The sequence below is a fragment of the Aeromonas sp. CD genome, assembly GCF_033349375.1.
Taxonomy (GTDB): domain Bacteria; phylum Pseudomonadota; class Gammaproteobacteria; order Enterobacterales; family Aeromonadaceae; genus Aeromonas; species Aeromonas hydrophila.
On the sequence record NZ_CP137631.1, the window covers coordinates 4199411 to 4221818 of the forward strand.

Sequence of the window (22408 nt, forward strand, 5' to 3'; positions counted from 1 at the left end):
TGGCCTCCTTAGTCGTTGTTGAAAAAGTCTTCACCCACGTGATCGCCGGCACCGCCGATGGCACGGTAGACCAGCTTGCCGGCCGTCTGCCCCCGGTGGTCCACCAGACTGACCGAAGGCTGGCCATTCACCGCATGACGCTTGCCGAGGAAGATGGCCATGGGTACGCCCAGGTTGGAGATGCCGCTGGTGATCCAGAGCCGGTTGAAGTCGTAGGAACCGCCGATGAACTCCAGCTGGGCCAGACCGGTATCAAGGCCGGTCAGATAGAAGTTCATCGCGCTCTCGTCCGGGAAGAGGTGCACCAGCACATAGGCGTAACGCAATTCATTCACCAATTCCTTTAGGTTAAAAGAACCAGTCTCGCTGCAGGAGAGAGGCAGCTCACCATCGTAGTGGTGCACCTTGAGGTTGTTGGGGTCTTCGTCATAGGCAGGCTGGTAACGCACGAAAGCCGAGGTATCAGGCAGTTCATAACGCACTCTGACCACCCGAAGGTCGGCCGCCAGCGACTTGATGTCCAGTTCGTCACTCATCATCTTGCTCCTCAAAGGTCGGGTCAAAATTCGGAAAATGCCCGCTAACCTAACACAAAAATAGTTAGAGCAGAAATCATTACAGTAAAAACCATATTGACCTTGTGACGAATTAGGCGGAGAATTTTGCGCCTCTCAACAGCCCCTCGACGATTCGTTCCCCATGGAAAAACATGATGAAGTGCTGGTCGCCCTGCGCCAGATAATTCGTGCCATCGACATGCACTCCAAGCGCTTGATCAAGGAGGCCGGCCTGACCTCGCCCCAGCTCTTGCTGCTCAAGGGGATCGACGAGCTGGGCCAGATCTCCATGCGCCAGCTGGCGGATCACACCAACATGAGCCAGGCCACCGCCACCACCATCATGGACCGCCTCGAGAGCCGCCAGCTGGTGCAGCGCATCCGCAGCGAAACCGACAAGCGCAAGGTGCATGCGACGCTGACTGACGCAGGACGCGCCCTGCTGGCCCAGGCGCCCACCCCGCTGCAGGAGCGCTTCATCCAGCGCTTTCAGGCACTTGAGGTCTGGGAACAGACCCTGTTGCTCTCTTCCCTGCAGCGCATCTCGGCCATGATGAATGCCGACGAGATAGACGCGGCCCCGGTGCTGAGCGTCCGGCCCCTCACCGAGGAGCGGGCATAAAAAAAGCTCCCATTCGGGAGCTTTTTTTATGGGCCGGGGAGTGTGCGATCACTCTTCCAGGCTGATGCCGATATTGGAGACGCCATCCTGGGCCGCAAAGGTACGGATAGCCAGAATGCGGTCGCTGTCGCGCTCATGGGCAACCCGCTTGAGCAGCTCGACCTGGAACTCCAGCTCGGCTTCCATGTATTCGTGCTCGTAGAGCTCCTCGTCGGTGAGGTCGCGCTCTTCCAGCATCTCGATGAAACCGGCGACCGTACCGACCGACGCATGGCTGGCATCGTTGGCCTCTTCACCCACCCGGCAGATCACCGAGTTGTAGGCACAGCCCAGCGCCACGCAGGCATCCAGCGCTGGATAGGCGCCGTAGGATTCGAACTTGCTGGGTTCCGGAATGTAGACTTCGAACGCTTCCAGAATCGCCCCCAGATTGACGCGGGAACCCTTCACCGTCAGGTAATTCCACATCTGATCCAGGGCGTGGCGAAATGCCTTCGCATCCCCGAAACCGGAGGCCTGGGAAAACAGCGCATAGTTGGGGTACATGCGCTCTGCCAGCGCCAGGGTGTAGACGGTCTGTTGCCAAGGCTGTAGCTCGGCCAGTCGCTTATAAAACTTGTCACCAAACACTGGGGTCGGATCCTTTGCAAAATGTGGGGCAGATTGTAGCCCACGAGGGGCCGTGCGAAAACGAAAAAGCGCCCTGGTCGACTATGTTGGCCGGTCAACTCGGGTAAGATGAGGGCAGAGCGGCCTCTCTCCCGCGCCGCAAATCTGATAAGGAACAAGAGTATGAGTCAACGTACCCTTCTTTTGCTCAGCCAGGACAATGCCCACTACGAGCGCCTGCTCAAGGCGGCCCACCTTCCCCATTTGCGCATTCTGCGGGCCGACAACCAGGGCGATGCCGAAAAATTGATCGGCGAAGCCCACATCCTGATGGCAGAGCCGGCGCGGGCCAAGCCGCTGCTAGCCAAGGCCGGCAAGCTCAGCTGGCTGCAGTCCACCTACGCCGGGGTCGACGTGCTGCTGGATGCCAGCTGCCGCCGCGACTATCAGCTCACCAACGTGCGCGGCATCTTCGGCCCACTGATGAGTGAATACGTGTTCGGCCATCTGCTCAGCCTGATGCGCCAGCTGCCGCTCTATCGGGAGCAGCAGAAGCAACGGCTGTGGCAAAGCCACCCTTATCACGGCCTCAAGGGACGCACCCTGCTTATCTTGGGCACCGGCAGCATAGGCCAGCACATAGCCCACACCGGCAAGCACTTCGGCATGAAGGTGCTTGGCATCAGCCGCAGCGGCCGCGAGCGAGCTGGCTTCGACCAGGTGTATCAGCTGCCGGCCCTCAACAAGGTGCTGGCGCAGGCTGATGTCATCGTCAGCGTCCTGCCCGCCACCCGCGAGACGCATCACCTCTTCACCGCTCCCCGTTTCGAACACTGCAAAGCGGGCGCCATCCTGTTCAACGTCGGGCGCGGCAACGCCATCCACGAAGGTGACCTGCTCACGGCACTGCGCACCGGCAAGCTGGGCATGGCGGTGCTGGACGTGTTCGCACAGGAACCGCTGCCCGCCGACAGCCCGCTCTGGGGCCAGCCCAATCTCATCATCACGCCGCACAACAGCGCCTACAGCTTCCCCGAGGATGTGGCCCAGATCTTCGTGCGCAACTACATCCGCTTCATCGACGGCCAGCCGCTGGACGGCAAGATAGACTTCGACAAGGGCTATTGATGGCCATTAGCCAATAAAAAGGCCCCGCCAGAGTGGCGGGGCCTTTTTGTTTCGGCGACAGAGGCATCAACCGGCCTCCATCTCCTTGCGATAGCTCTTCACCTTGGCGAGGAACTGGCGCTTCTCCTTGCCGGAGAGCGGTTCCGCCATCGGCAGCTTGACCTTCATGGCATCGACCGGACGGTTGTTGATCCGCACCTCGTAGTGCAGGTGCGCACCGGTGGAACGACCGGTGTTGCCGGAGAGCGCAATCTTGTCACCCATCTTCACCTTCTGGCCCGGCTTGACCAGCAGCTTGCTCAGGTGCAGGTAGCGGGTCATCAGGGTACGACCGTGCTTGATCACCACATAGGTGCCGGCCAGCGGGTGACTGGTCGCCTTCAGCACCACGCCGTCGCCGGTTGCCATCACGGGAGTACCGACCGGCAGGGCAAAGTCGGTGCCCTCGTGGGGGCGCACCTGGCCGGTGATCGGGTGACGACGGTTCGGGTTGAAGCTGGAGCTGACCCGGTAGCGGCTGTGGGTCGGATAACGGCGGAAGCCGCGCTCCAGGCTGTTGCCCTGGCCATCGTAGTAGTTGCCATCTTCAGACAACCAGGCAGACACGCTCTGGCCCTGGCTGAACACTTCCACCCCCAGCAACTGGGTATTGCCGGTGCTCTTGCCCTCGACCGTCTCCTGGCGCACCAGCACCTTGAACTTGTCGCCCTTTTTCAGATCCTTGGCGAAGTTGAGCCGCCACTGGAACAGGTTGGCAATCTTCTGGATGTGGTTGGCCGGGATCCCCGCATTGCGGGCACTGACGTAAAAACTGCCGTTGATGACCCCGTCATACCCCTTCTTCTGCCACTCCACCTCTTCATTGAGCATATTGGCGCTGTAGGTGTCGTCGGTGCGCTCCAGAATCAGGGTCTGCTTGATACTCAGACGAATCTTCATCTGCTGCAGTATGTTGTCCTGATCGATCAGCAGCTCGATGGTTTGACCGGGCTTGAGACGTGCCAGATTGTTCTTGGTATCGGCATCCAGCACCTTGTAGAGGGTGGTGGTGGAGAGACCCAGGTTGTTGAAGATGGTGGTCAGGTTTTCGCCGTTTCGTACCCGATAATCCTGCCACTGGGGGGTGGCATCGGTCGGGATGTCATCTTCCGGGGTCGCGGCCTCCACCAGCTCGTGATCCGGGATGTCGTTGAAGTCCGTATTGTCTTCGTTGGTTGCGGTGCCGTTGGTGGCAATCGGCAACTCCAGACGCAATGGCCGCTCCAGGATGTCACCCGGCGCTGGCAATATGGCTACCGCAGACAGCGTCATCGCGGTCAGCAATAGCATGGCGTAAAAGTGTTTGCGGGGAACCGGGGGTTCCCAATTGGCAGCCTGCGCTACCAAGGGACGGAGACGTTTCATCCGCTATCCTGTCATTAGATCTAAGGGTGTTAGTGGTCAGTTTGTTTGTTATGAAACCGTATAAAACTGATTGTTTGACCTAAATACTCACAATTAGTTCATAGCAATCTGCATGAACCTCACATTTTATGCATAACATTCCTTTATGGGCAGAAATGATCGTCTTTTTTAACCATTTTTTTCCTATTTTTAAGAGCCGGGTCCGCTCGCATCAGACCTAAGGTTTCAGCATGTTGCGATAACTTTTCCATGGAGTGGATATGTCGTTAGCGAAACTGTTAAATCGAATCATCCTGATCTTGTTCCTGGCCGGGGCCATCCTGCTGTTCATGCTGGAGGTCACCACGGTACGTCAGTCCATCCTCGATCAGATGTCTGCCAATCTGGAAACCGCCATCACGGCCCTCGGCCTGGTGCTGCAGGGCACCCTGCTCAACGATGACAAGGTACTGGCCGAAACCATCGTCAACGCCATGTTCGACGGCGGCTTCGTCAGCGCAGTCACCCTGCTGGATCCCGATGGCCAGGTGCTGTTTCAGAAGATCTTTCATACGGCGCAGCAAAACGTGCCGACCTGGCTCCCCTCTGTTATCGACATGCCGCCGGTAAAAATTGAGCAGGAGCTGACCGATGGCTGGCGCATGCTGGGCACCCTCACCCTGGAAGGGCACACGGGTTATGCCTACCAGCACCTGTGGAATGCCATCAGCCGTACCGGTACGGCGCTGCTGGCCGGTCTGCTGGTATTCACCCTGGTGATCTCCTGGGTCTGCAACCGGCTGCTGCGCCCGCTCGAGCAGATCAACCAGCAGTTGGTGAAGATCCGCAAGCGCCAGTTCAGCGGCAATCTGGCCTCCCCCTGGCTGCAGGATCTCAAGGAGCTGGTTGCCTCGGTCAACCAGCTGGTGTCCGAACGAAAACGGGATCTGCTGCAACAGCGGCTCAAGATCAGCCAGCTCAGCAAACAGGTCGCCATATCAAATCAGCCGCTGCAAACCTTGGCGGAGGCGGGAGAAGGTCTGCTGCAACAGCATTTCTTCTCAACCCAGGGCAGCATTCGCCTCTACAGCCGCCTCATTCCAGAGGTCACCCCCTCGCTGGACAGCTCGCCGGACGAGATCCGGCACCTGCTCGATCTCTGGTTGCACCACACGGTCGAAGGACTGCAACTGCCGCTCAGCCTGCTCGGCCACACTGACTGGATGCAATTTTCCCCCTTGCTGGCCAAGGGCAGAGGCAAGACCCTCGACTGGCGCTGGGATCAGGAACATGTGCCGCCCCTTGCCCAGGAGCGGCTGGCCGCCTTGCAGGCACAGGGCGTGGAGATGGCCTTCAGCGCCATCCCGATGACCAACGAGACCTTCAATCAGCTCGACCCCATCAACCCTGTCTTCATCAGCTGCCAGCCGACCCAGGCCCCGCTCTACTGGAATCTGGTGGCCCAATGCCTGCACAGCGCGGGCTACACCCTGCTGGCGGAGGCCGGCGACATTCAGGATATCGATACCCTGCGCAACTGGGGCATCGATGGCTACGCCAGCAAGGAGGCATGATGAACAAGACCGGATTGTTGCTCGCTCTGCTGTGCCCACTGCCGCTGCTGGCCGACACTATGACCATCGCCACCGGCGGTGAGCAGGGGATCTATCACCAGATCGCCAAAGAGTTCTGCCGGCTGGCCAACAAGAGCGATGCCGGATTGCAGTGCAAGCTGCAGGCGACCTCGGGCTCCATCGAAAATCTGCGCCAGCTGAAGAGTGGCGAGACCCGCTATGCGCTGGTGCAGTCGGACTGGCTTTATCAGGCCAGTCACGGTCTGGGTCCGTATGCCAGCCAGCCGCAACCAGAGCTCAGAGCCATCTTCGCCACCCACGCCGAGCCTTTCACTATCGTGGTAAGGGCCGACGGTGATATCACCAGCCTGGAGCAGCTCAAGCTGGCCCCCATCGACATGGGGCTCAAGAGTTCCGGCACCCGCCAGACGGCGCTCGCCCTGTTCAACGTACTGGGCACCAAGGAGCAGGATCTCGATCTCAAGAGCGTGGCCAATCTGGCCGAGTCGCTGTGCAGCAAGCAGATCGATGCCTATGGTCTGGTGATGGGCCACCCCAACCGCATCGTGCTGGATACAGCCAAACGCTGCGCCGTGCGTTTTCTGCCGATCGAGGGAGCAACCCGGGATCAGTTGCTCAAGGGGGTGAAGTATTACCAGCGCAGCCAGGTGCCTGCGCGCATCTATCCGGGCAACCTCAAGGCGACGCCGACCTTTGCCATCGCCGCTACCCTGGTCACCACCGCCAGCACGCCGGAGGCCGATGTTTACCGCCTGACCAAGGCCATGCTGGCCCAGCAAACCAAGTTCAATGAGCAGACCTACGGCTACGCCAACCTGTTCCACCAGGCACGCAATAAGACCGGCCCGGTGCTGAGCATCGATCAGCATCCGGGCGCAGCCAAATATTTCGAGGAGTTGAAAACCGCGGGCAAGCTATAGCTCGCGGCGGGGGGAGCGCAGTTGCTCGCTGGAGAACCGGGTCTTCATCGACGTCCACTGCGCCAACCTGTCGGCACTGCCTGCCAGCGTCCCTTCACGGCGGGACTTCATGATCCAGATGCTTTTGGCATCAAAGCTGTAGACGGGGATAAGGTCGGTTCGCTTGCTGCCGGGCAGGATCCGGCTGTTGATGTTGTCGAGTACCAGCGGATCCGACTTGGGGGTCGCGAAGTAAAGCGTCACCATGTGGAACTGGTTGTAACGCACCGCCTTGACGTAGGCCAGCCGCAGTTTCTTTTCGTCCACCCCCAGCTCCATCAGGGTGTAGTACTTGGAGATGCTGTAATCCTCACAGTCGCCACCGCGGGCACCGATGAACTCCAGCGGATTGGCCCAGTAATCCGTTTCTCCCCACAACCTGGGATCCTCGCTATAGGTCAGGTTGTTGAAGTAGTTGTTCACCAGCTCGATCTTCTGCTGATCCGTGGTACCGGCTCTGGGCGTGAGCAGGCGAGAGAATGCCTCGGCCCGCTGAATGGCACGACCACCATACACTTCCTGCAATTTTGCCCGCAACTCGGGGCTGGCGATGTATTCGGAGAGGCGGGATGCCTGCACGCTGGCACAGCATAGCGCCAACGTGCAGGTGGGAACGAGCAACCATTTCATACCAGACACTCCCTGTCAGATGCTGGAGGTCAGTATAGTTGGCTGTGCTCGCCCCATCGATGAGCACGACGGCTCAACGGGTCTGTCAGCGGCACTCGGCGAAAGCGTCGGCCAGTTGCTGCATGAACCGGGGATAGCCATCCGGGCCGAGCGGCACCTGCTCACCCACTTCGTCCAGCAGCAGCACCTTGGCACCGGTATTGCGGGCCACCGACTCGATCACCGCCGGCGAGAATTGCGGCTCGGCATAGATGCAGCTCGCCTTTTTCTCTTCCAGCGCCTTGCGGATCTCCACCAGGGTCTTGGCGCCAGGGCGTCGCTCCGGGCTCACGGTAAAGTGGCCCTTGGAGCTCATGCCGTAGTGGCGCTCCCAGTAGCCATAGGCCTCGTGAAACACGAAGTAGCCCTTCTGATTCACCGCCTTCATCTGCTCGGCAATCACCTTGCCCTTGGCCTCTACCTTGGCCTTGAACGCCAGCAGGTTGGCGCGATAACGCTCGGCGTTGGCCGGATCCTGAGCGCTCAGGGTTTCGCTCAGGGCATTGGCAATGACCAGCGCTTGGGTCGGCCCCAGCCAGATGTGGGGATCGATGCCCTCGTGGTGGTGCCCCTCATGACCATCGTGATCATGACCTTCATGCCCCTCGTCAGCATGTTCTTCGTGACCGGCCTGCTTGCTGTAATCGAACAGCGGCATCCCTTCGACCCGGGTCAAGGTCAACACATGGGGATGCTTGGCCAGCGGTTTGGCCATGAAGCCTTCCAGCTCGGGGCCGACCCAGACCACCAGATCGGCCTCATTGATGCTGCGAATATCGGAGGGGCGCAGGGAAAAATCATGGGGCGAGGCGCCGGTCGGCAGCAGCACCTTGGGCTCGCTTACGCCGTCGGTGATGGCGGCCGCGATGAAACCCAGCGGCTTGATGGTGGTCAGCACCTCGAGGGCACGGACAGGCAGACTCACCGCCAGCAGGGCAGTGATCAGGGCAAGAATTCGCATAGAGATCTCGTCAGGAAGTGTGTGTGTGATAATATAACAAACCAACGTTATTGTTATATTATAACTCTCACAGGCTGTAAACCCCGGAGCTGTCATGACCCAACTGGTGGAGCTGAAAGAGGTCTGTCTTTCCTTTGATGGACGATCCGTGCTCGACAAGGTCTCCTTTACCCTGAACAAAGGCAAAATCACTACCCTGGTCGGCCCCAACGGAGCGGGCAAGAGTACCTTGAGCAAGCTGGTACTGGGCCTGCTCACGCCGGATTCGGGCCAAATCACCCGCAGCCGTGACCTGAGGGTCGGCTATGTGCCCCAGCGCCTCTATCTGGATCCTACCCTGCCGCTGACGGTGCGCCGCTTCCTGCAACTGGGCAAGAATGGCCGCCTCTCCATCGAGGAGGCGCTGAACCGGGTCGGTGCGGAAGATCTCTTGGACAACCGGATGCAGAAACTCTCCGGCGGCGAGATGCAGCGGGTGCTGCTGGCCCGCGCCCTGCTGGTCAAACCCGAGTTGCTGGTGCTGGACGAACCGGTGCAAGGGGTGGACATCAACGGCCAGATCGAGCTCTACGCCCTCATCAGCCAGCTGGCCGCCGAGTTCAACTGCGCCGTGCTGATGGTCTCTCACGATCTGCACCTGGTGATGGCCAGCACCCACGAGGTGATCTGCCTCAACCGCCACGTCTGCTGTCACGGCGAACCGGAGAGTGTGGCCCGCCACCCCGAATTTGCCCGTCTGTTCGGCCGACCGGAGCAGGAGGTGCTGGCGGTCTACACCCACCATCACCACTGCGACGGCGAACACCATCATCATGAACCGCAGGCCCCCGTCATTCGCCTGCCCTCCCGCAATCAATAACGTACCCGACAGGATCATCAAGTGGACAGCTTTCTGTTATACGCCCTCGCGGCCGGCCTCGGCATCGCCCTGCTGGCCGGCCCCCTCGGCAGCTTCGTGGTGTGGCGCAAGATGGCCTATTTTGGCGACACCCTCTCCCACGCCTGCCTGTTCGGCATCGCGCTCGGCATCCTGCTGCAGGTGGATCTCACCCTGGCGGTGGTGGTCTGCTGCCTCGCCATGGCGATGCTGCTGGTGATCATGAGCCGCAACCAGCAGGTCGCCACCGACACCCTGCTCGGCATCCTGGCCCACAGCGCCCTGTCGCTCGGTCTGGTTACCTTGAGCTTCATGGACAACGTGCGAGTGGATCTGATGGCCTACCTGTTCGGCGACCTGCTCTCGGTACAACCGATGGACCTGCTCTGGATCTATGGCGGCGGCACCCTGGTGCTGCTCACCCTGTGGCGGCTGTGGGATCCCCTGCTCTCCATGACCATCTCGGAAGAGCTGGCGCGGGTGGAAGGGGTAAGGGTCGATGTACTGCGCTGCGTGCTGATGCTGCTGATCGGGCTGGTGATCGCGGTGGCGATGAAGTTCGTCGGGGCGCTGATCATCACCTCCTTGCTGATCATCCCTGCGGCAACGGCCCGCCGCTTCAGCCGCACGCCGGAACAGATGGCCGGCTTTGCCGCCCTCATCGGCTGCCTTGCCGTACTCGGCGGACTGCTGCTCTCCTGGTATCAAGACACCCCGGCCGGCCCTTCGGTGGTAGTCTGCGCCACCAGTCTGTTTATCTTAAGCCAGTTCAAGAAAGCCTGAACCTAAGTGGCCTGAGCCTTGCTGTCAGGCCACTCCATATCTCGACTCTTCCGTGGATCTCCGCCGCCAACTTGCTCGTGCTGAGCCGATTCAAACGCGCCTGAGCGGCTCATTCTCGCCTGGGCGCAGGCTGGCTTGCGCCTCCTGCCAGAGCCACTGGCGCAGCCGGCTGATGGCGGGCTCATGGACACGCGAGCGCTTGCAGACGAAATAGAAGTTGTCCCCGGTCTCCAGTGCATGCAGCGGCAGTCGCACCAGACCGGGATCCTCCGGCTGCAGCATGTAGTCGTTGATGAGCGCCACCCCCTGATCCCAGTTGGCCGCCTCCAGTGCCAGCAGAATGTGGCTGAAATGGTGCATCCTCGCCTCGGGGGCGATCGTCAGCCCGCCCACGTCGGCCCAGCGCCGCCAATCCTCCCCTTTCTCCTTGTAGATCGCCTGGATGGAGAGCAGCGGCAGTTGCCACAGGGCCGAAGGCCACTCCCCCTCCACCTGCTGCCACAGCCGCCGGCTGCACACCGGCATCAGCCGCTCCCGATAGAGCAGATCGTGCATATAGCCGGGCCCCTTTGGAGAGACTGTGATGAAGCAGTCCGCCACCCGATCGGAGAGTTCGGGATCCTCCGCCACCATCTCCAGGCTGAGATCCAGCTCGGGATAGAGCTGACGCAGCCCCGCCAGCCTCGGGATCAGCCACTTCACCGCAAACGAGCTGTAGACCGCGAGCCGGATCCGCATTTCGCCGCCGCCGCGCAGCTGCTCGCTGCTCTGGGCAATCTGGCCGAGCCCGGCGGAGATCCCCTCGAAATAGACCTCCCCCTGCGCCGTCAGCGACAGCAGCCGGCCCTGGCGCAGCAGCAACCGCTCCCCCAGAAAATCCTCCAGCAGGCGGATCTGGTGACTGACCGCACTCTGGCTGACGTTGATCTCAACCGCGGCGCGAGAAAAGCTGAGCAGGCGGGCAACCACTTCGAAGTATTGAACGGCACGCAGGGGAGGTAGCTTCATTATCCAAAATTCTCATGCATGGTGATTTTTTATCATTTTACTGGATAACGGAGCGCGGGCTACCCTTCCCTCATCAAACATAGGAGGTGGTATGAATGCAGTGGGGATCGGCATCCTTTATCTGGTGCTGGGCAATATGGTGGCGGTCTTTTCCGACGCGCTGGTCAAGGTGCTGGAGCCGGACCAGCCGGTGTTCCAGTTCGTCTTCTTCCGCCAGCTCTCCGCCGCCATCCTGCTGGCCCCCTGGCTGCTCTGGTCATGGCGTCGCAACCCGCCGGTGGCGCTCAAGTGGCATCTGCTGCGGGCCCATATCTGGGCGGTCGGCGTCTGCCTGATGGTGATCGCCCTCACCCGACTGCCGCTGGCCACCGCCAACGCCCTCTTCTATGCCGCGCCGCTGATGATGGTGCCGCTGGCGGTGTGGCTGGCGGGGGAAGCGATCTCGCGCCAGAAGGTGCTGACCGCCTTCATCGGCTTTGTCGGGGTGCTGATCGTGCTGCGCCCCACCGAGGTGAACTGGGCAGCGCTGGCGGCGCTCGGGGTCGCGCTCTCCATGGCGCTCAACAATCTGCTGATCAAGCGGATCCCGCTCCAGCAGCCCATCGCCCAGACCCTGTTCTTTACCAACGTGCTGAGCATGCCCTTCATCATGGCGCTGGCCTGGTGGGAAGGGGGCGACTGGCAGTGGCAGATGTGGTGGCCCGCCTTCGGCTCTTCGGCGCTGATCATGGTCTATGCGGGGTTGTGCGTGGTGGCCTATCGCAAGGCGGAGGCGAGCAAAATAGCCTCCGCGGAGTACACCGGCCTGCTGATGGCGGTCGCCATCGGGGTATGGCTGTTCGATGAACAGCCGGGCCTGCCGCTGCTGCTGGGGTGCCTGTGCATCATACTGCCGCTCATCGCCATGGCCCGCAGCAAACCCAAACCTCAGGTCGAACCGGCGATCTAATCAACGAGGGTCATCCCAGCAGTGGGGCGACCCTTTGTTGCAGATGGGGGATCATATCCTGCTCGAACCAGGGGTTCTTCTTGAGCCAGAAGGTGTTGCGCGGTGACGGGTGCGGCAGCGGCAACCAGGCCGGGCCGTAGTTCGTCCAGCTGCGTACCGTCTCGGTCAGCGACCCTTTCGCCGCATCCCGCAGGTAGTAGGCTTGCGCATACTGGCCGATCAGCAGGGTCAGCTCGATGTTGGGCAGCAGCATCAGCACCTTGTCGTGCCAGGTGGGCGCACATTCGGGGCGCGGCGGCAGATCTCCCGACTTGCCCTTGCCGGGATAACAGAGCCCCATCGGCATGATGGCGATGCGAGATTCATCGTAAAAGGTGGCCTTGTCCACCCCGAGCCACTGGCGCAGGCGATCGCCGGAGGGATCGTCCCAGGGGATGCCGCTGGCATGTACCCGGGTGCCGGGCGCCTGGCCGATGATCAGCATACGGGCGCGCTCGCTGCCACGGATCACCGGTCTGGGCCCAAGCGGCAAGTGTGCCTCGCATAGGCGGCAGGCACGGATCTGTTCAAACAAACTGTCGAGTCGGTTCATGGGCCCGATAGTAGCAGAGTTTTCCGCCGGATCCTGCTTGTGAAAGATTCAGCAGATACTTATCATGCAGCCACATTTGTTTAATTTAATAAACGGAGCGAGATGAAGAACTGGATGGGCACCGGCAGCGCGGCCCTCTCATTCGTGCTGTGGGGCATGCTGCCCCTCTATTACCAGTTCATGCCCGCGGTCAACATGTGGGAGCTGCTCTCTCACCGGGTACTCTGGTCGGCGGTGCTGCTGGGCGTCCTGTTCCTCCTCATCGGCTACCGGGTGCCCTGGGCGCGACTGCGCAGCGAACCGCGCCAGCTCGGCCTCATCCTGCTGGCCGGCCCCGTCATGTCCATCAGCTGGTGTATGTTCACCTGGTGCCTCACCACAGGCCAGGTGCTGGCCACCAGCCTCGCCTTCTTCATGACGCCGCTGTTCAACATCGTGTTTGCCGTGTTGTTCCTCAAAGAGAAACTCACCCTGCAAAAACACCTGGCGGTGGCGCTGGCGCTGGCCGGGCTGGCCTACATGCTCTTTTCTTACGGCCAGCTGCCCTGGTTCTCCCTCATCATGGGGGCTAACTTCGCCCTCTACGGCCTGCTCAAGAAGAAGGTCCACTATGACGCCGGCGTCAGTCTCTATCTCGAGGCGCTGGTGCAGTTGCCTGTCGCCCTGCTGATCATCGGCGCTCTGGCGGTGAGCGGCGCCAGCCAGTTCGTGGCCGGTGACTGGACCGAGCGTCTGCTGCTGATGGGCAGCGCCCCCGCCACCCTGCTGCCGGTGGGGCTGTTCTGCTACGGCATGATGCGCACCCGTATGAGCACTGTGGGTCTGTTGCAGTACATAGAGCCCAGCCTCGCCTTCCTGCTCGCCATCTTCTGGTTTGGCGAGACGCCGGATCCGGTGAAATCGGTGGGGTTTGCCTTCGTCTGGGCCGGCCTGCTGGTGAGCCTGCTGCCGCTGCACAAGCTTGGGCGCCATCTGCGCCGCAACGCCGACGCTCAGGGTTTGCCGCGGTAGGACTCCAGGATGGCGTGCCACTTGGGATCCCTGTCCATCTGCTCGGCGATGTCATTCAGCCGGCTGTGCAGTGCGCTGCGGGATTTTGGCAATAGGATGTGGCGGGTATAGCTGGACTGGGCAAAGGGCGAGACGAACAGCTTGCCCTCGAAGGCCGGGTCATGGGTGAAGAAGGTGAGCGCCGAGCCCGGCACCAGGGTCACGTCGATGCGACCGCGCACCAGCAGGCTGAAGTTGGTCTTGACCTTCTTGGCATCGACCCGCACCAGATCGCCCCTGGCCGCCGCCTCGTCGATGCCCTGATAGCGATACCCCTCGATGCCGCCGAAGGTCATCCCCTTCAGTGAATCGGGCCCGCGATAGATGACCGGCCTGGCGACGCTGGAGATGAGCTCGTTGGTATCGCGCATGATGGGAAAGCTCCAGAGGTAGAGCTCGCGCTGGGGATCCCCCACCCAAGCGGGATTGACCCAGGCCACCAGGCCATCGAAATCGGGATCCGACATCTCCAGCGCCAGTCTGGCCCGATTCACCAGCCAAAGTTCCAGCCTGGGTTCTCCGCCAAGCTTTTCATTGAGATACTTGACCAGATCCCGGCTTAGACCGGTCTGCTCCCCGGTCATGAAGGGGGGGTGCTGATGATAGTCGTAGAGACGCAGCGTCTCGCCATGAGCCGATATCGACAGCAAACACCACAACCACCACCACGCTCGCATCGCACCTCCTTGAGCTGCTCTTGAGTGTGGCACAGAGAGATCGAATGAGAGAACCCGCTCCCGGCGCCGAACCGGCGGCCAGTCCGCCCGCCAGCCACTGGTTTATCTACATGGTGCGCACCGCCAGCGGCCTGCTCTATACCGGGATCAGCACGGACCCAGTCCGCCGCCTGCGCCAGCATCAGAACGGCAAGGGATCCCGCGCCCTGCGTGGCAAGGGGCCGCTGACCCTGGCGTGGCAGCAGGCCGTCGGCGAGAAAGGGGCGGCGCTGCGTCTCGAATACCGGCTCAAGCAACAGAACAAGGCCTTCAAGGAGCAGTTGATCACCCAGCCGGAGCGCTGGCTCGCCTGCAGCCAGTCATGGCTGGCCGACACCTGCACACAAAAAAGGCCGCTGCACGCAGCGACCAAGGAAGGATCCGGTAACAGGGAGTGTCAACGGTAGGTTGGTTAACCTGCTTGCGCCGGCGGCTGGAATCAGCACACCACCAGCAGACACAAAAAAGGCCGCGGTACGCAGCGACCAAGGAAGGATCCGGTAACAGGGAGTGTCAACGGCAGGTTGATTAACCTGCTTGTGCCATCTGCTGAAACCAGCACACAACCACCCAGACACAAAAAAGGCCGCGGTACGCAGCGGCCAAGGAAGGATCCGGTAACAGGGAGAGTCAACGGTAGGTATTGGCCTGCTTGCGCCGGCTGCTGATGAACCAGCACACCACCAGCAGCACCAGCAACCAGGGCGCCAGCTTGATGATGAGGGCAAACATGCCGGCCAGGGCGCCAAACAGCACGAAGACGCCGCTCACCAGCAGCATGGCCAGCACGGTGAACCCGGCCAGCGCCATGCCGACCAGTACCAGCATCAAGACGATAAATTCCAGCATGTGTTGCTCCTCACTGGGTTAATGTGGCTGAGTGACCCGGGGTCAATCCAGCCAGCGCTTCAATTCACGACGGGGCGGCATGATCAATACCGCCAGCAGATAGGCGGCCAGCGCCAGGGGCGGCATCAGGATCAGCGCCATCAGGGCCGCGATCCGCACCGTCCCCCTGGAGAGCCCCAGCCCGTTGGCGATGCCGGCACAGACGCCGGTCAGCTTGCGATGGGCAAGATCCTTCGGCCAGGGCGTCATGGTTATGCCTCCACCTTTTGACCCTTGAGGCGGGCCAGCTCCCGTTCAATCTCGTCGTTCAGCTCCAGCTCGCGGAACTGGGCCTCCAGCGAGGGGTTCTGCCCCAGGGTTGCCGCCTCCAGCTGGGCTTCCAGCTGATCGACCCGGCCCTGAAAGCCGTCAAAACGGGCCATCAGCTCGTGCATGCGCTGGTTGTCCACCTGGGCACGGGCCCGCAGCCGGCTGTGAGCGGTCTGCTCGCGCAGGGTCAGCAGCTTCTGCTTCTCGCGCGCCTCGGTCAGCTTGGCGGCCAGCCGCTCGCTGTCGGCGGTGAGCTGGGCCAGCACCTCGGCGACCCGTGCCTTGTCCTGTTCCAGCTGTTCGCATTTTTTGACCTCAGCCAACTTCTCGGTCAGCGCGGCCCGAGCCAAGTCCTCGCGCCCCTTCTGGATGGCGAGCTCGGCCTTGGCCGACCACTCCAGGATCTGGTGCTGCAACGCCTGCTGATGACGCTCCAGCTGCTTCTGTTCGGCAATGACGCGGGCGGCCTGGGTTCTCATCTCGACCTGGACCTGCTCCATCTCTTCGATCATCAGCCGCAGCATCTTCTCCGGCTCTTCGCTCTTGTCGAGCAGGCTGTGCAGGTTGGCATTGATCACGTCGGTCAGGCGGCTAAATACGCTCATGGTCTGGCTCCTTGTTGATGGGATGGCTATCTCTTCCCATGACACTACAAGAGCCGTGCCAAGATAATTTCTCCTTTACTTACATATAGATGAGGTTTCATCAGGTATTTTCAATATCGTCTTGGTGGCGAAAAATACCGATCTAGTGGTGATTTTCACCAATAAAAAAGGGAGCCGGCGGCTCCCTCATGCAATCAGTGGCGTACTCAGGCGGCCCGGGAATGACCGAGCTTGCTGTCCAGCTCAGCCAGCTTGGCCTCCATCCGCGCACGGCAGGTATCTGAGAGGTCGCGAATGCCGGCGGCGCCGTGCTCCTTGCTGCAGACCGGGGCCATCACTTCCAGCAGCACCTCGCCGTTGTCCCAGCGGTTGAGATCGATCTGGCCGAAGTAGCTGGAGCAGACGATGGGCACCACCGGCACCTCTGCCTGTACCGCGGTGTGGAAGGCGCCCGCCTTGAACGGCAGCAGGCCACGTCCCTTGGAGCGGGTCCCCTCCGGGAACATCCAGATGGAGGTGCCGCGATGCTTGATGCGCTCCACCACCTGGCCGATGGTGCCGATGGCGCGGGAGCGGTTGGAGCGGTCGATCAGCACATTGCCGGAGAGCCAGAAGATGAGGCCGAAGAAGGGCAGCCACAGCAGGCTCTTCTTGCCCACTGCCACCACGCCTGGCTGCACCGCGCCGGTCACGGTGAAGATGTCGTAGTTGCTCTGGTGGTTGCAGACGTAGACCGCCGGCCCCACCGATTTGACCTCGTCGGCCACCGTCACCCGGACCTTGAGCCCGATCAGTGGGCAGACAGCATGGTACATGCGGGCGAAGACATAGACGTTGTTGGGATGGCGCGGACGCACCAGGCAAAGCAGCAGACCGAACAGGAACCAGAAGATGAGCAGCAGACCAAGCAGCAGCACACGGGCAAGTTTGAGCATCGAACACCTCGGATTTTGACTCGGCGCAGTATACTGGTCCCCCTTTTAGCGAACAAGCGTTCGCCAAACAGAACCGACCACCCCTGCCGCCCGCCCCTCTGCCTTAAAACGGACGGCGGCTTGCCCCACCCGGCGTTGGCCGTTAGGATGTGGCCATCTTGATGAACGGGGCGAGCATGATTCACCAACAACGCGTGGCGAAACGACTCTTGCTGCTGGTCTGCCTGCTGGTGCTCAATTGCGCTGCCCAGCCGCTGGCCCGGCTGGCCCTGCTCGATCACGCTCTCAGCTGTCAGGCCCTGCCCTCCTTCGTCACGGCCGACGACAAGGCCGACAAGGGCACGCCCGCCAGCCCGCAGCCCAACAGCTGCCAGCTCAACGGCAAGTGGCTGAGCGCCACCACCCTGCTCTGCCTCGAGCAGTTGTTCTTTGCGGTGGCGCTGCTCATCGCGCTGCTGGCCCCGCTCTGGCGCTACACGCCGCCACTGCCACCACCACGGGCCGTGTCGCCCCCCGAACGACGACTTCACCTCACCCTCTGTGTCTGGCGGGAATGAGTTCAGCCGCGCTTTCTAAGCCTGCTGTCATTCATTTTTTGCGAGACAACATTTATGTCAACTCTCTTCAAGGCGAGCCTGCTGCTGGGCTGCCTGCTGTGGCAATCCAGCGGATTGGCCAGCGATACGGGCTGGCTCACCAGCCCCCAGAACGATCACGCCAAGGTCAGGCTGCAAGCCGACCGCAGCGCCCCTGACCACACCCGCATCCTGCTCGAGGTGGTCCTCGAATCCGGCTGGAAAACCTACTGGCGCAGCCCGGGGGAAGGGGGCATAGCACCCCAGATCCTGTGGGATCAGCCGGTCGGCGACTTCCAGTGGCACTGGCCCACGCCGCGCCCCTTCGAGGTGGCCGGGCTCAGCACCCAGGGTTATCAGCAACAGGTGCGCTTCCCTCTGAGCCTCGACTACCCGGCCGGGCAGCCGCTCAAGGGCACCTTGCGCCTCTCCACCTGCAGCAACGTCTGCATCCTGACCGACTACCCCTTCACCCTGGCGGTGGATGGGCAGGCGCCGGCCGGTTTCGACTTCGGCTGGGCCCAGGCCATGAGTACCTTGCCGCAGACGCTGCCCGCCGGCACCCGGGTCGAGCTCGGCTACCAGCAAAACCAGCTGCAGCTGCGCGCCGAGCGGGCAGAAGGCTGGCAGGCGCCTGCGCTCTTCATCGATGCGCTGGAGGGGGCCGAGTTCGGCAAGCCCGCGCTCGAGGTGAGCGGCAACACCCTGATTGCCCGGGTCCCGGTCAGCGATGGCTGGCAGGGGGATGCGCCTGACTTGCGCGGCCAATCCCTCAGCCTGTTGCTTGGCAGCGGCGATGAGGCCTGGCAGACCCGCGCCACCATCGCCGATCCCCTCGCCTTGCCAGCCCCAGGCCAGCCTCTCATCTGGCTGCTGGGGGCGGCGCTGCTCGGCGGTCTCATCCTCAACCTGATGCCTTGCGTGCTGCCGGTGCTGGCCCTGAAACTGGGTACCGTGCTGCAGCAGCAGGAGAGCGAACAGCGACAGGTGCGCAAGCAGTTCCTCGCCGCCAGCGCCGGGATCATTGCCTCCTTCTGGGTGCTGGCGACCATGAGCAGCCTGCTGCGCGCCACCCAGGGGGCTGTCGGCTGGGGGATCCAGTTCCAGAGCGCCGGCTTCATCGGCTTCATGGTGGCGGTGACCCTGCTGTTTTGCGCCAACCTGCTGGGGCTGTTCGAAATCCGTCTGCCCAGCAATCTCAGCACTCGCCTCGCTACCAGCGGCGGCAAGGGTCTCGGCGGCCACTTCCTGCAGGGGAGCTTCGCCACCCTGCTGGCGACCCCCTGCTCGGCCCCCTTCCTCGGCACCGCAGTGGCCTTTGCACTGGCGGCGCCGCTCGGCCAGCTCTGGCTCATCTTCACGGCGCTCGGCCTTGGCATGAGCCTGCCCTGGCTGCTGGTGGCGGCCCTGCCGCGCCTCGCCCTCTGGCTGCCCAAACCGGGCCGCTGGATGGGGCGACTGCGCATCCTGCTCGGGCTGATGATGCTGGGCTCCAGCCTCTGGCTGGCGAGCCTGCTTGGCAACCATCTGGGCAGCACGGCCACCGGCTGGCTGATGGCCGCCATGCTGCTGGCACTGCTGATTGGCATCCTCTGGCGTTATGGCATGCGCGGTTTCACGCTGGCCCTCTCCCTCTCTGCACTCATCGGCGGCGCCCTGCTGCTGGGGGGCGCCCTCACGGCGCAGGGGTCGGGCAGCGTCGATCGCATTGCCTGGCAGCAGCTCTCCGAACAGGCCATCGTCGATGCGCTGGCCCAGCGCAAGCGGGTCTTCGTCGACGTCACCGCCGACTGGTGCGTCACCTGCAAGGCCAACAAGTACAACGTGCTGCTGCGTGACGAGGTGCAGAGCGCCCTGTCGGCCCCGGACGTGGTGGCCCTGCGCGGCGACTGGAGCCGGCCGAGCGATGCCATCTCCGCCTTCCTGCGCCAGCGCGGCGCCGCCGCCGTCCCCTTCAACCAGATCTACGGGCCCGGCCTGCCAGAGGGAGAGATCCTCTCGCCCCTGCTGGACAAGGCCGACTTGCTCGACGTGTTGCACCAGGCCGGCCTCGTCCAGGCCGATGCCCCCCACTTTTAAGGAGAATCCCATGACTCTGCGTACCCTGAAACTGCGCACCCTTACCCTCTGCACCGCCCTGGTTGCCGGCACCCTCTGCGCCCCCTTGCTGCAGGCGGCCCCCTTCACCCCGGAGCAGGAGGCCCGCATCAAGGAGCTCATCCGCGAGACCCTGGTACAGAACCCCAAGATCCTCGATGAGGCGGCCGAATCCTGGGAGAAGCAGAACGCTGCCGCCCAGGAGGCTCAGCTCGGCGACTTCATCAAGGGCAATCAGGATGTGCTGTTCAACAGCGCTACCAGCCCGCGCCTCGGCGCCAAGCACCCCAAGCTGACCCTGGTGCTGTTCACCGACTACAACTGCCCCTACTGCAAGCAGTTCGACCCCCAGCTGACCAAGCTGCTCAAAGCCTATCCCGACGATCTGGGGCTGGTGATCAAGTTGCTGCCGTTCAAGGGGCAGAGCTCCGCCAAGGCGGCCCAGTACAGCCTGACCCTGTGGCAGCAGGAGCCGGCCCGCTTCCTCGCCCTGCACGACAAGCTGATGAGCAAGCAGGGGATGCTGACCGAGGCGGACATCAACAAGGCGCTGGCGGCCACCGGCAACACGGCCCTCAAGCCCGATGCCAAGGCCACCGAGGAGCTGCGCAATAGCCTTCGCATCGGCACGCTCCTGGGGGTGCAGGGCACTCCGGCGACCCTGATCGGCAACCAGCTGGTGCCGGGTGCCGTGCCCTATGACGAGCTGGAGCAGCTGGTGAAAGCCGAGCTGGCCAAGCGGGCATGAGGAGGCCAGTGATGGATCTGCGACCACACCGACTGCGCATCGGCACCCTTCTTGGCGTGCAGGGCACCCCGGCGACGCTGATCGGCAACCAGCTGGTGCCGGGTGCCGTGCCCTATGACGAGCTGGAGCAGCTGGTCAAAGCCGAGCTGGCCAAGCGGAGCTAAACCATGGCGGAAGATGCAGTCGTAAAGGCACCCCGCTGGCGCCGCTGGAGCAAGGAGGCGCTCTGGCTGCTGCTGATGGCGCTGGTCATCTCTACCCTGCTGGATCTGTGGCGCAGCCCCACCCTGCCGGCGGGGGCCATGGCGGCCCCCTTCACCCTGCAGGATGGCACCACCACCAGCCTGGCCGAGCAGAGCCGCGGCAAGCCGCTGCTGGTCTACTACTGGGCCAGCTGGTGTGGCGTCTGCCGCTTCACCACCCCCACGGTGGAGCAGCTCTGGCAGCAAGGTGAAAACGTGCTGACGGTGGCGCTGCGCTCCGGCAGCGATGACCAGTTGCGCGCCGGGATGGCGAAGAAGGGGCTCGCCTTTCCCACCCACAACGATGAGCGGGGGGATCTGGCCGCTCGCTGGCAGGTGGGGGTCACCCCCACCTTCCTCATCATCAGGGATGGGAAGCTGGTGAGCAGCACCACCGGCTGGAGCTCATGGCTCGGGCTCAAGGCCCGCCTGCTGTGGGCCCGCCTGCGCTGACCCATGACCTCGACGCCCGGCCAGTCCGGGCGTTTTTTCAACCCCTGTCACACATGGGTCACCATGGAACTGACAAAATAGTCACAAACGGCCCCAAACCTCCCTTGACGAGGCCCCGCACGACGCTACCCGCACACCCATCTGTTCGCTTCCTATCCATGGCGATGGCGGCCTGTTTGCGTTAAAATGTCGGGTTTTTGCCGAGCCTGGTTTGCCAAGAGCCCCGCCGCCAGGCCAGCGCAGGGTCAATTCCACGATGCCAGTGAGGCAGGATCCGTCATGAACAACTACTTCCGGGTGTTGGGTGTCAAGTCCAACGCCAGTGAAAACGACATCAAGAAAGCCTATCGACGGCTGTCGAACCAGTACCACCCCGACAAGCTGCACGGGGCGAGCGAAGAAGAGAAAGAGCAGGCAGCCCTCAAGCTGCACCAGGTAAAGCAGGCCTATGAAGTGCTGTCCGATCCGAAACAGCGGGCCGCCTTTATCAAGGATTTCAACAACGTCATCGTGACCGATCCCGCTGCTGCCATGCAGGAGATGTGGGACCAGTTCTACCCCTGAGCCACCAGGCAAGAAGAGCGACTATGCAAAATAAATGGGACCAGGCACGGCTCAAGGCCCTGCAAAGCGATGCCAGTGAAAACATCGAATCCTACCGGGATCAGGACGACCCCAAGGGGCTTGAGCAGTTCACCGACCAGATGAAGGCCCTGCTGCTGGCCGACATGAGCATGCTGGAGTTCATGCCCGAATACCTGCCGCTCGCCCTCTATGGCCGGGTGCAGTTCCCGGCCAAGGCCAAAGGGCAGTGGAACAAGTGGCTCGCCAGCGGCGAGCAGCCGAGCTGGGACGAGTTCAAGGTGAGTGTCGGCTTCAACAACGCCGTCCTGCCGCTGGTCAAGGCGGTGCGGGCCCAGAGCGAAGATCAGCTGATGGAAGCCTGCGCCGTGCTGTTCCTGCTCGACAACCCGCTGCCGCGCGGCAGCCACCGTGCCGATGACGACTATGAGCTGCGCGATGAAGAAGAGGAAGACGGGGAAGATGCCGACGCCGATTACCACGGCGGCAGCGACCGCTATGGCGACGACCAGGGCGAGCAGGATATGTACGACGAAGTCCGTTTCTAATTGGGGC

Annotated in this window: 28 protein-coding genes; 16 read left to right on the forward strand and 12 right to left on the reverse strand. The window is 62.3% G+C overall.

The window, feature by feature from the left end:
- Positions 1-8 precede the first annotated feature (8 nt).
- Positions 9-536 (reverse strand): hypothetical protein, encoded by a 528-nt coding sequence (locus R2E40_RS19480; RefSeq protein ID WP_187268889.1) that lies wholly within the window; start codon positions 534-536, stop codon positions 9-11.
- Between the two features lie 163 nt (positions 537-699).
- Between R2E40_RS19480 and R2E40_RS19485 the strand changes: the two genes are divergently transcribed.
- A complete protein-coding gene (locus R2E40_RS19485; protein ID WP_011707436.1) occupies positions 700-1179 on the forward strand; it encodes a MarR family winged helix-turn-helix transcriptional regulator in 480 nt (159 codons plus the stop codon).
- Positions 1180-1227: 48 nt separating this feature from the next.
- Here the strand turns inward: R2E40_RS19485 and R2E40_RS19490 are convergent, their stop codons facing one another.
- On the reverse strand, positions 1228-1809 hold the full coding sequence (locus R2E40_RS19490) for a YjaG family protein (RefSeq protein WP_076361854.1): 582 nt from the start codon (positions 1807-1809) through the stop codon (positions 1228-1230).
- 162 nt (positions 1810-1971) lie between these two features.
- On the opposite strand from R2E40_RS19490, the gene R2E40_RS19495 reads away from it, so the two are divergent.
- Entirely contained in the window at positions 1972-2916 is a 945-nt protein-coding gene (locus tag R2E40_RS19495) for a D-2-hydroxyacid dehydrogenase (RefSeq protein WP_318164172.1), read from the forward strand.
- A gap of 66 nt (positions 2917-2982) precedes the next feature.
- Here R2E40_RS19495 and mepM read toward each other — a convergent pair whose 3' ends face one another.
- A complete protein-coding gene (mepM, locus tag R2E40_RS19500; RefSeq protein ID WP_318164173.1) occupies positions 2983-4320 on the reverse strand; it encodes a murein DD-endopeptidase MepM in 1338 nt (445 codons plus the stop codon).
- A 260-nt stretch (positions 4321-4580) separates the two neighbouring features.
- On the opposite strand from mepM, the gene R2E40_RS19505 reads away from it, so the two are divergent.
- Together R2E40_RS19505 and R2E40_RS19510 are read left to right on the forward strand one after the other, a co-directional pair.
- Positions 4581-5873 (forward strand): LapD/MoxY N-terminal periplasmic domain-containing protein, encoded by a 1293-nt coding sequence (locus R2E40_RS19505; protein WP_318164174.1) that lies wholly within the window; start codon positions 4581-4583, stop codon positions 5871-5873.
- On the forward strand, positions 5873-6814 hold the full coding sequence (locus tag R2E40_RS19510) for a TAXI family TRAP transporter solute-binding subunit (protein WP_045525528.1): 942 nt from the start codon (positions 5873-5875) through the stop codon (positions 6812-6814). The genes R2E40_RS19505 and R2E40_RS19510 overlap by 1 nt, the downstream gene beginning before the upstream one ends.
- Here R2E40_RS19510 and R2E40_RS19515 read toward each other — a convergent pair.
- Positions 6809-7483: a transglutaminase-like cysteine peptidase gene (locus R2E40_RS19515; RefSeq protein ID WP_042064729.1), complete on the reverse strand. Its 675-nt coding sequence runs from the start codon at positions 7481-7483 to the stop codon at positions 6809-6811. The genes R2E40_RS19510 and R2E40_RS19515 overlap by 6 nt on opposite strands.
- Positions 7484-7568: 85 nt before the next feature.
- Positions 7569-8483, reverse strand: coding sequence for a zinc ABC transporter substrate-binding protein ZnuA (gene znuA, locus R2E40_RS19520; protein ID WP_318164175.1), 915 nt, complete (start codon positions 8481-8483; stop codon positions 7569-7571).
- 94 nt (positions 8484-8577) lie between these two features.
- Here znuA and znuC point away from each other — a divergent pair, with 94 nt between their 5' ends.
- Together znuC and znuB are read left to right on the forward strand one after the other, a co-directional pair.
- On the forward strand, positions 8578-9342 hold the full coding sequence (znuC, locus tag R2E40_RS19525) for a zinc ABC transporter ATP-binding protein ZnuC (protein ID WP_017411255.1): 765 nt from the start codon (positions 8578-8580) through the stop codon (positions 9340-9342).
- A 21-nt stretch (positions 9343-9363) separates the two neighbouring features.
- Positions 9364-10143 (forward strand): zinc ABC transporter permease subunit ZnuB, encoded by a 780-nt coding sequence (gene znuB / locus R2E40_RS19530; RefSeq protein WP_318164176.1) that lies wholly within the window; start codon positions 9364-9366, stop codon positions 10141-10143.
- Between the two features lie 90 nt (positions 10144-10233).
- Here the strand turns inward: znuB and R2E40_RS19535 are convergent, their stop codons facing one another.
- Positions 10234-11151, reverse strand: a complete 918-nt coding sequence (locus tag R2E40_RS19535; protein ID WP_318164177.1) for a LysR substrate-binding domain-containing protein — start codon at positions 11149-11151, stop codon at positions 10234-10236.
- A gap of 91 nt (positions 11152-11242) precedes the next feature.
- Between R2E40_RS19535 and R2E40_RS19540 the strand changes: the two genes are divergently transcribed.
- Positions 11243-12100: a DMT family transporter gene (locus R2E40_RS19540; protein ID WP_124252060.1), complete on the forward strand. Its 858-nt coding sequence runs from the start codon at positions 11243-11245 to the stop codon at positions 12098-12100.
- 10 nt (positions 12101-12110) lie between these two features.
- On the opposite strand, the gene R2E40_RS19545 is transcribed toward R2E40_RS19540, so the two are convergent.
- A complete protein-coding gene (locus tag R2E40_RS19545; protein ID WP_318164178.1) occupies positions 12111-12692 on the reverse strand; it encodes a uracil-DNA glycosylase family protein in 582 nt (193 codons plus the stop codon).
- 102 nt (positions 12693-12794) lie between these two features.
- Between R2E40_RS19545 and rarD the strand changes: the two genes are divergently transcribed.
- Complete coding sequence (gene rarD / locus R2E40_RS19550; RefSeq protein WP_201887141.1) at positions 12795-13703, forward strand: EamA family transporter RarD; 909 nt, start codon at positions 12795-12797, stop codon at positions 13701-13703.
- Here the strand turns inward: rarD and R2E40_RS19555 are convergent.
- Positions 13685-14419 (reverse strand): ABC transporter substrate-binding protein, encoded by a 735-nt coding sequence (locus R2E40_RS19555; RefSeq protein ID WP_318164179.1) that lies wholly within the window; start codon positions 14417-14419, stop codon positions 13685-13687. The genes rarD and R2E40_RS19555 overlap by 19 nt on opposite strands.
- 44 nt (positions 14420-14463) lie before the next feature.
- Here R2E40_RS19555 and R2E40_RS19560 point away from each other — a divergent pair, with 44 nt between their 5' ends.
- Positions 14464-14865, forward strand: a complete 402-nt coding sequence (locus R2E40_RS19560) for a GIY-YIG nuclease family protein (RefSeq protein ID WP_318164180.1) — start codon at positions 14464-14466, stop codon at positions 14863-14865.
- Positions 14866-15088: 223 nt separating this feature from the next.
- On the opposite strand, the gene pspG is transcribed toward R2E40_RS19560, so the two are convergent.
- The 4 genes from pspG to R2E40_RS19580 form a co-directional block, all read right to left on the reverse strand.
- Complete coding sequence (pspG, locus tag R2E40_RS19565) at positions 15089-15307, reverse strand: envelope stress response protein PspG (protein ID WP_010636066.1); 219 nt, start codon at positions 15305-15307, stop codon at positions 15089-15091.
- Positions 15308-15349: 42 nt separating this feature from the next.
- Positions 15350-15556: a PspC domain-containing protein gene (locus R2E40_RS19570; RefSeq protein WP_318164181.1), complete on the reverse strand. Its 207-nt coding sequence runs from the start codon at positions 15554-15556 to the stop codon at positions 15350-15352.
- 2 nt (positions 15557-15558) lie between these two features.
- Positions 15559-16221 carry a phage shock protein PspA gene (gene pspA / locus R2E40_RS19575; protein ID WP_017782532.1) on the reverse strand — a complete coding sequence of 221 codons (663 nt, stop codon included), beginning with the start codon at positions 16219-16221 and terminating at the stop codon, positions 15559-15561.
- A 206-nt stretch (positions 16222-16427) separates the two neighbouring features.
- Entirely contained in the window at positions 16428-17156 is a 729-nt protein-coding gene (locus R2E40_RS19580) for a 1-acylglycerol-3-phosphate O-acyltransferase (protein ID WP_017411262.1), read from the reverse strand.
- 176 nt (positions 17157-17332) lie between these two features.
- Here R2E40_RS19580 and R2E40_RS19585 point away from each other — a divergent pair, with 176 nt between their 5' ends.
- From R2E40_RS19585 to atcA, 7 genes are all read left to right on the forward strand, one after another.
- The gene (locus tag R2E40_RS19585) at positions 17333-17713 is read left to right on the forward strand and encodes a hypothetical protein (protein WP_060390766.1); all 381 of its coding nucleotides are present in this window, start codon (positions 17333-17335) and stop codon (positions 17711-17713) included.
- A 54-nt stretch (positions 17714-17767) separates the two neighbouring features.
- Positions 17768-19810: a protein-disulfide reductase DsbD family protein gene (locus R2E40_RS19590; protein WP_318164182.1), complete on the forward strand. Its 2043-nt coding sequence runs from the start codon at positions 17768-17770 to the stop codon at positions 19808-19810.
- 10 nt (positions 19811-19820) lie between these two features.
- Entirely contained in the window at positions 19821-20576 is a 756-nt protein-coding gene (locus R2E40_RS19595; RefSeq protein ID WP_318164183.1) for a DsbA family protein, read from the forward strand.
- A gap of 11 nt (positions 20577-20587) precedes the next feature.
- On the forward strand, positions 20588-20740 hold the full coding sequence (locus R2E40_RS19600) for a hypothetical protein (protein WP_016352072.1): 153 nt from the start codon (positions 20588-20590) through the stop codon (positions 20738-20740).
- 3 nt (positions 20741-20743) lie between these two features.
- Positions 20744-21271 (forward strand): protein disulfide oxidoreductase, encoded by a 528-nt coding sequence (locus R2E40_RS19605; RefSeq protein WP_318164184.1) that lies wholly within the window; start codon positions 20744-20746, stop codon positions 21269-21271.
- A 279-nt stretch (positions 21272-21550) separates the two neighbouring features.
- On the forward strand, positions 21551-21835 hold the full coding sequence (locus R2E40_RS19610; RefSeq protein ID WP_005305278.1) for a DnaJ domain-containing protein: 285 nt from the start codon (positions 21551-21553) through the stop codon (positions 21833-21835).
- A gap of 23 nt (positions 21836-21858) precedes the next feature.
- On the forward strand, positions 21859-22401 hold the full coding sequence (gene atcA, locus R2E40_RS19615) for a cold adaptation protein AtcA (RefSeq protein WP_318164185.1): 543 nt from the start codon (positions 21859-21861) through the stop codon (positions 22399-22401).
- Positions 22402-22408: the final 7 nt, after the last annotated feature.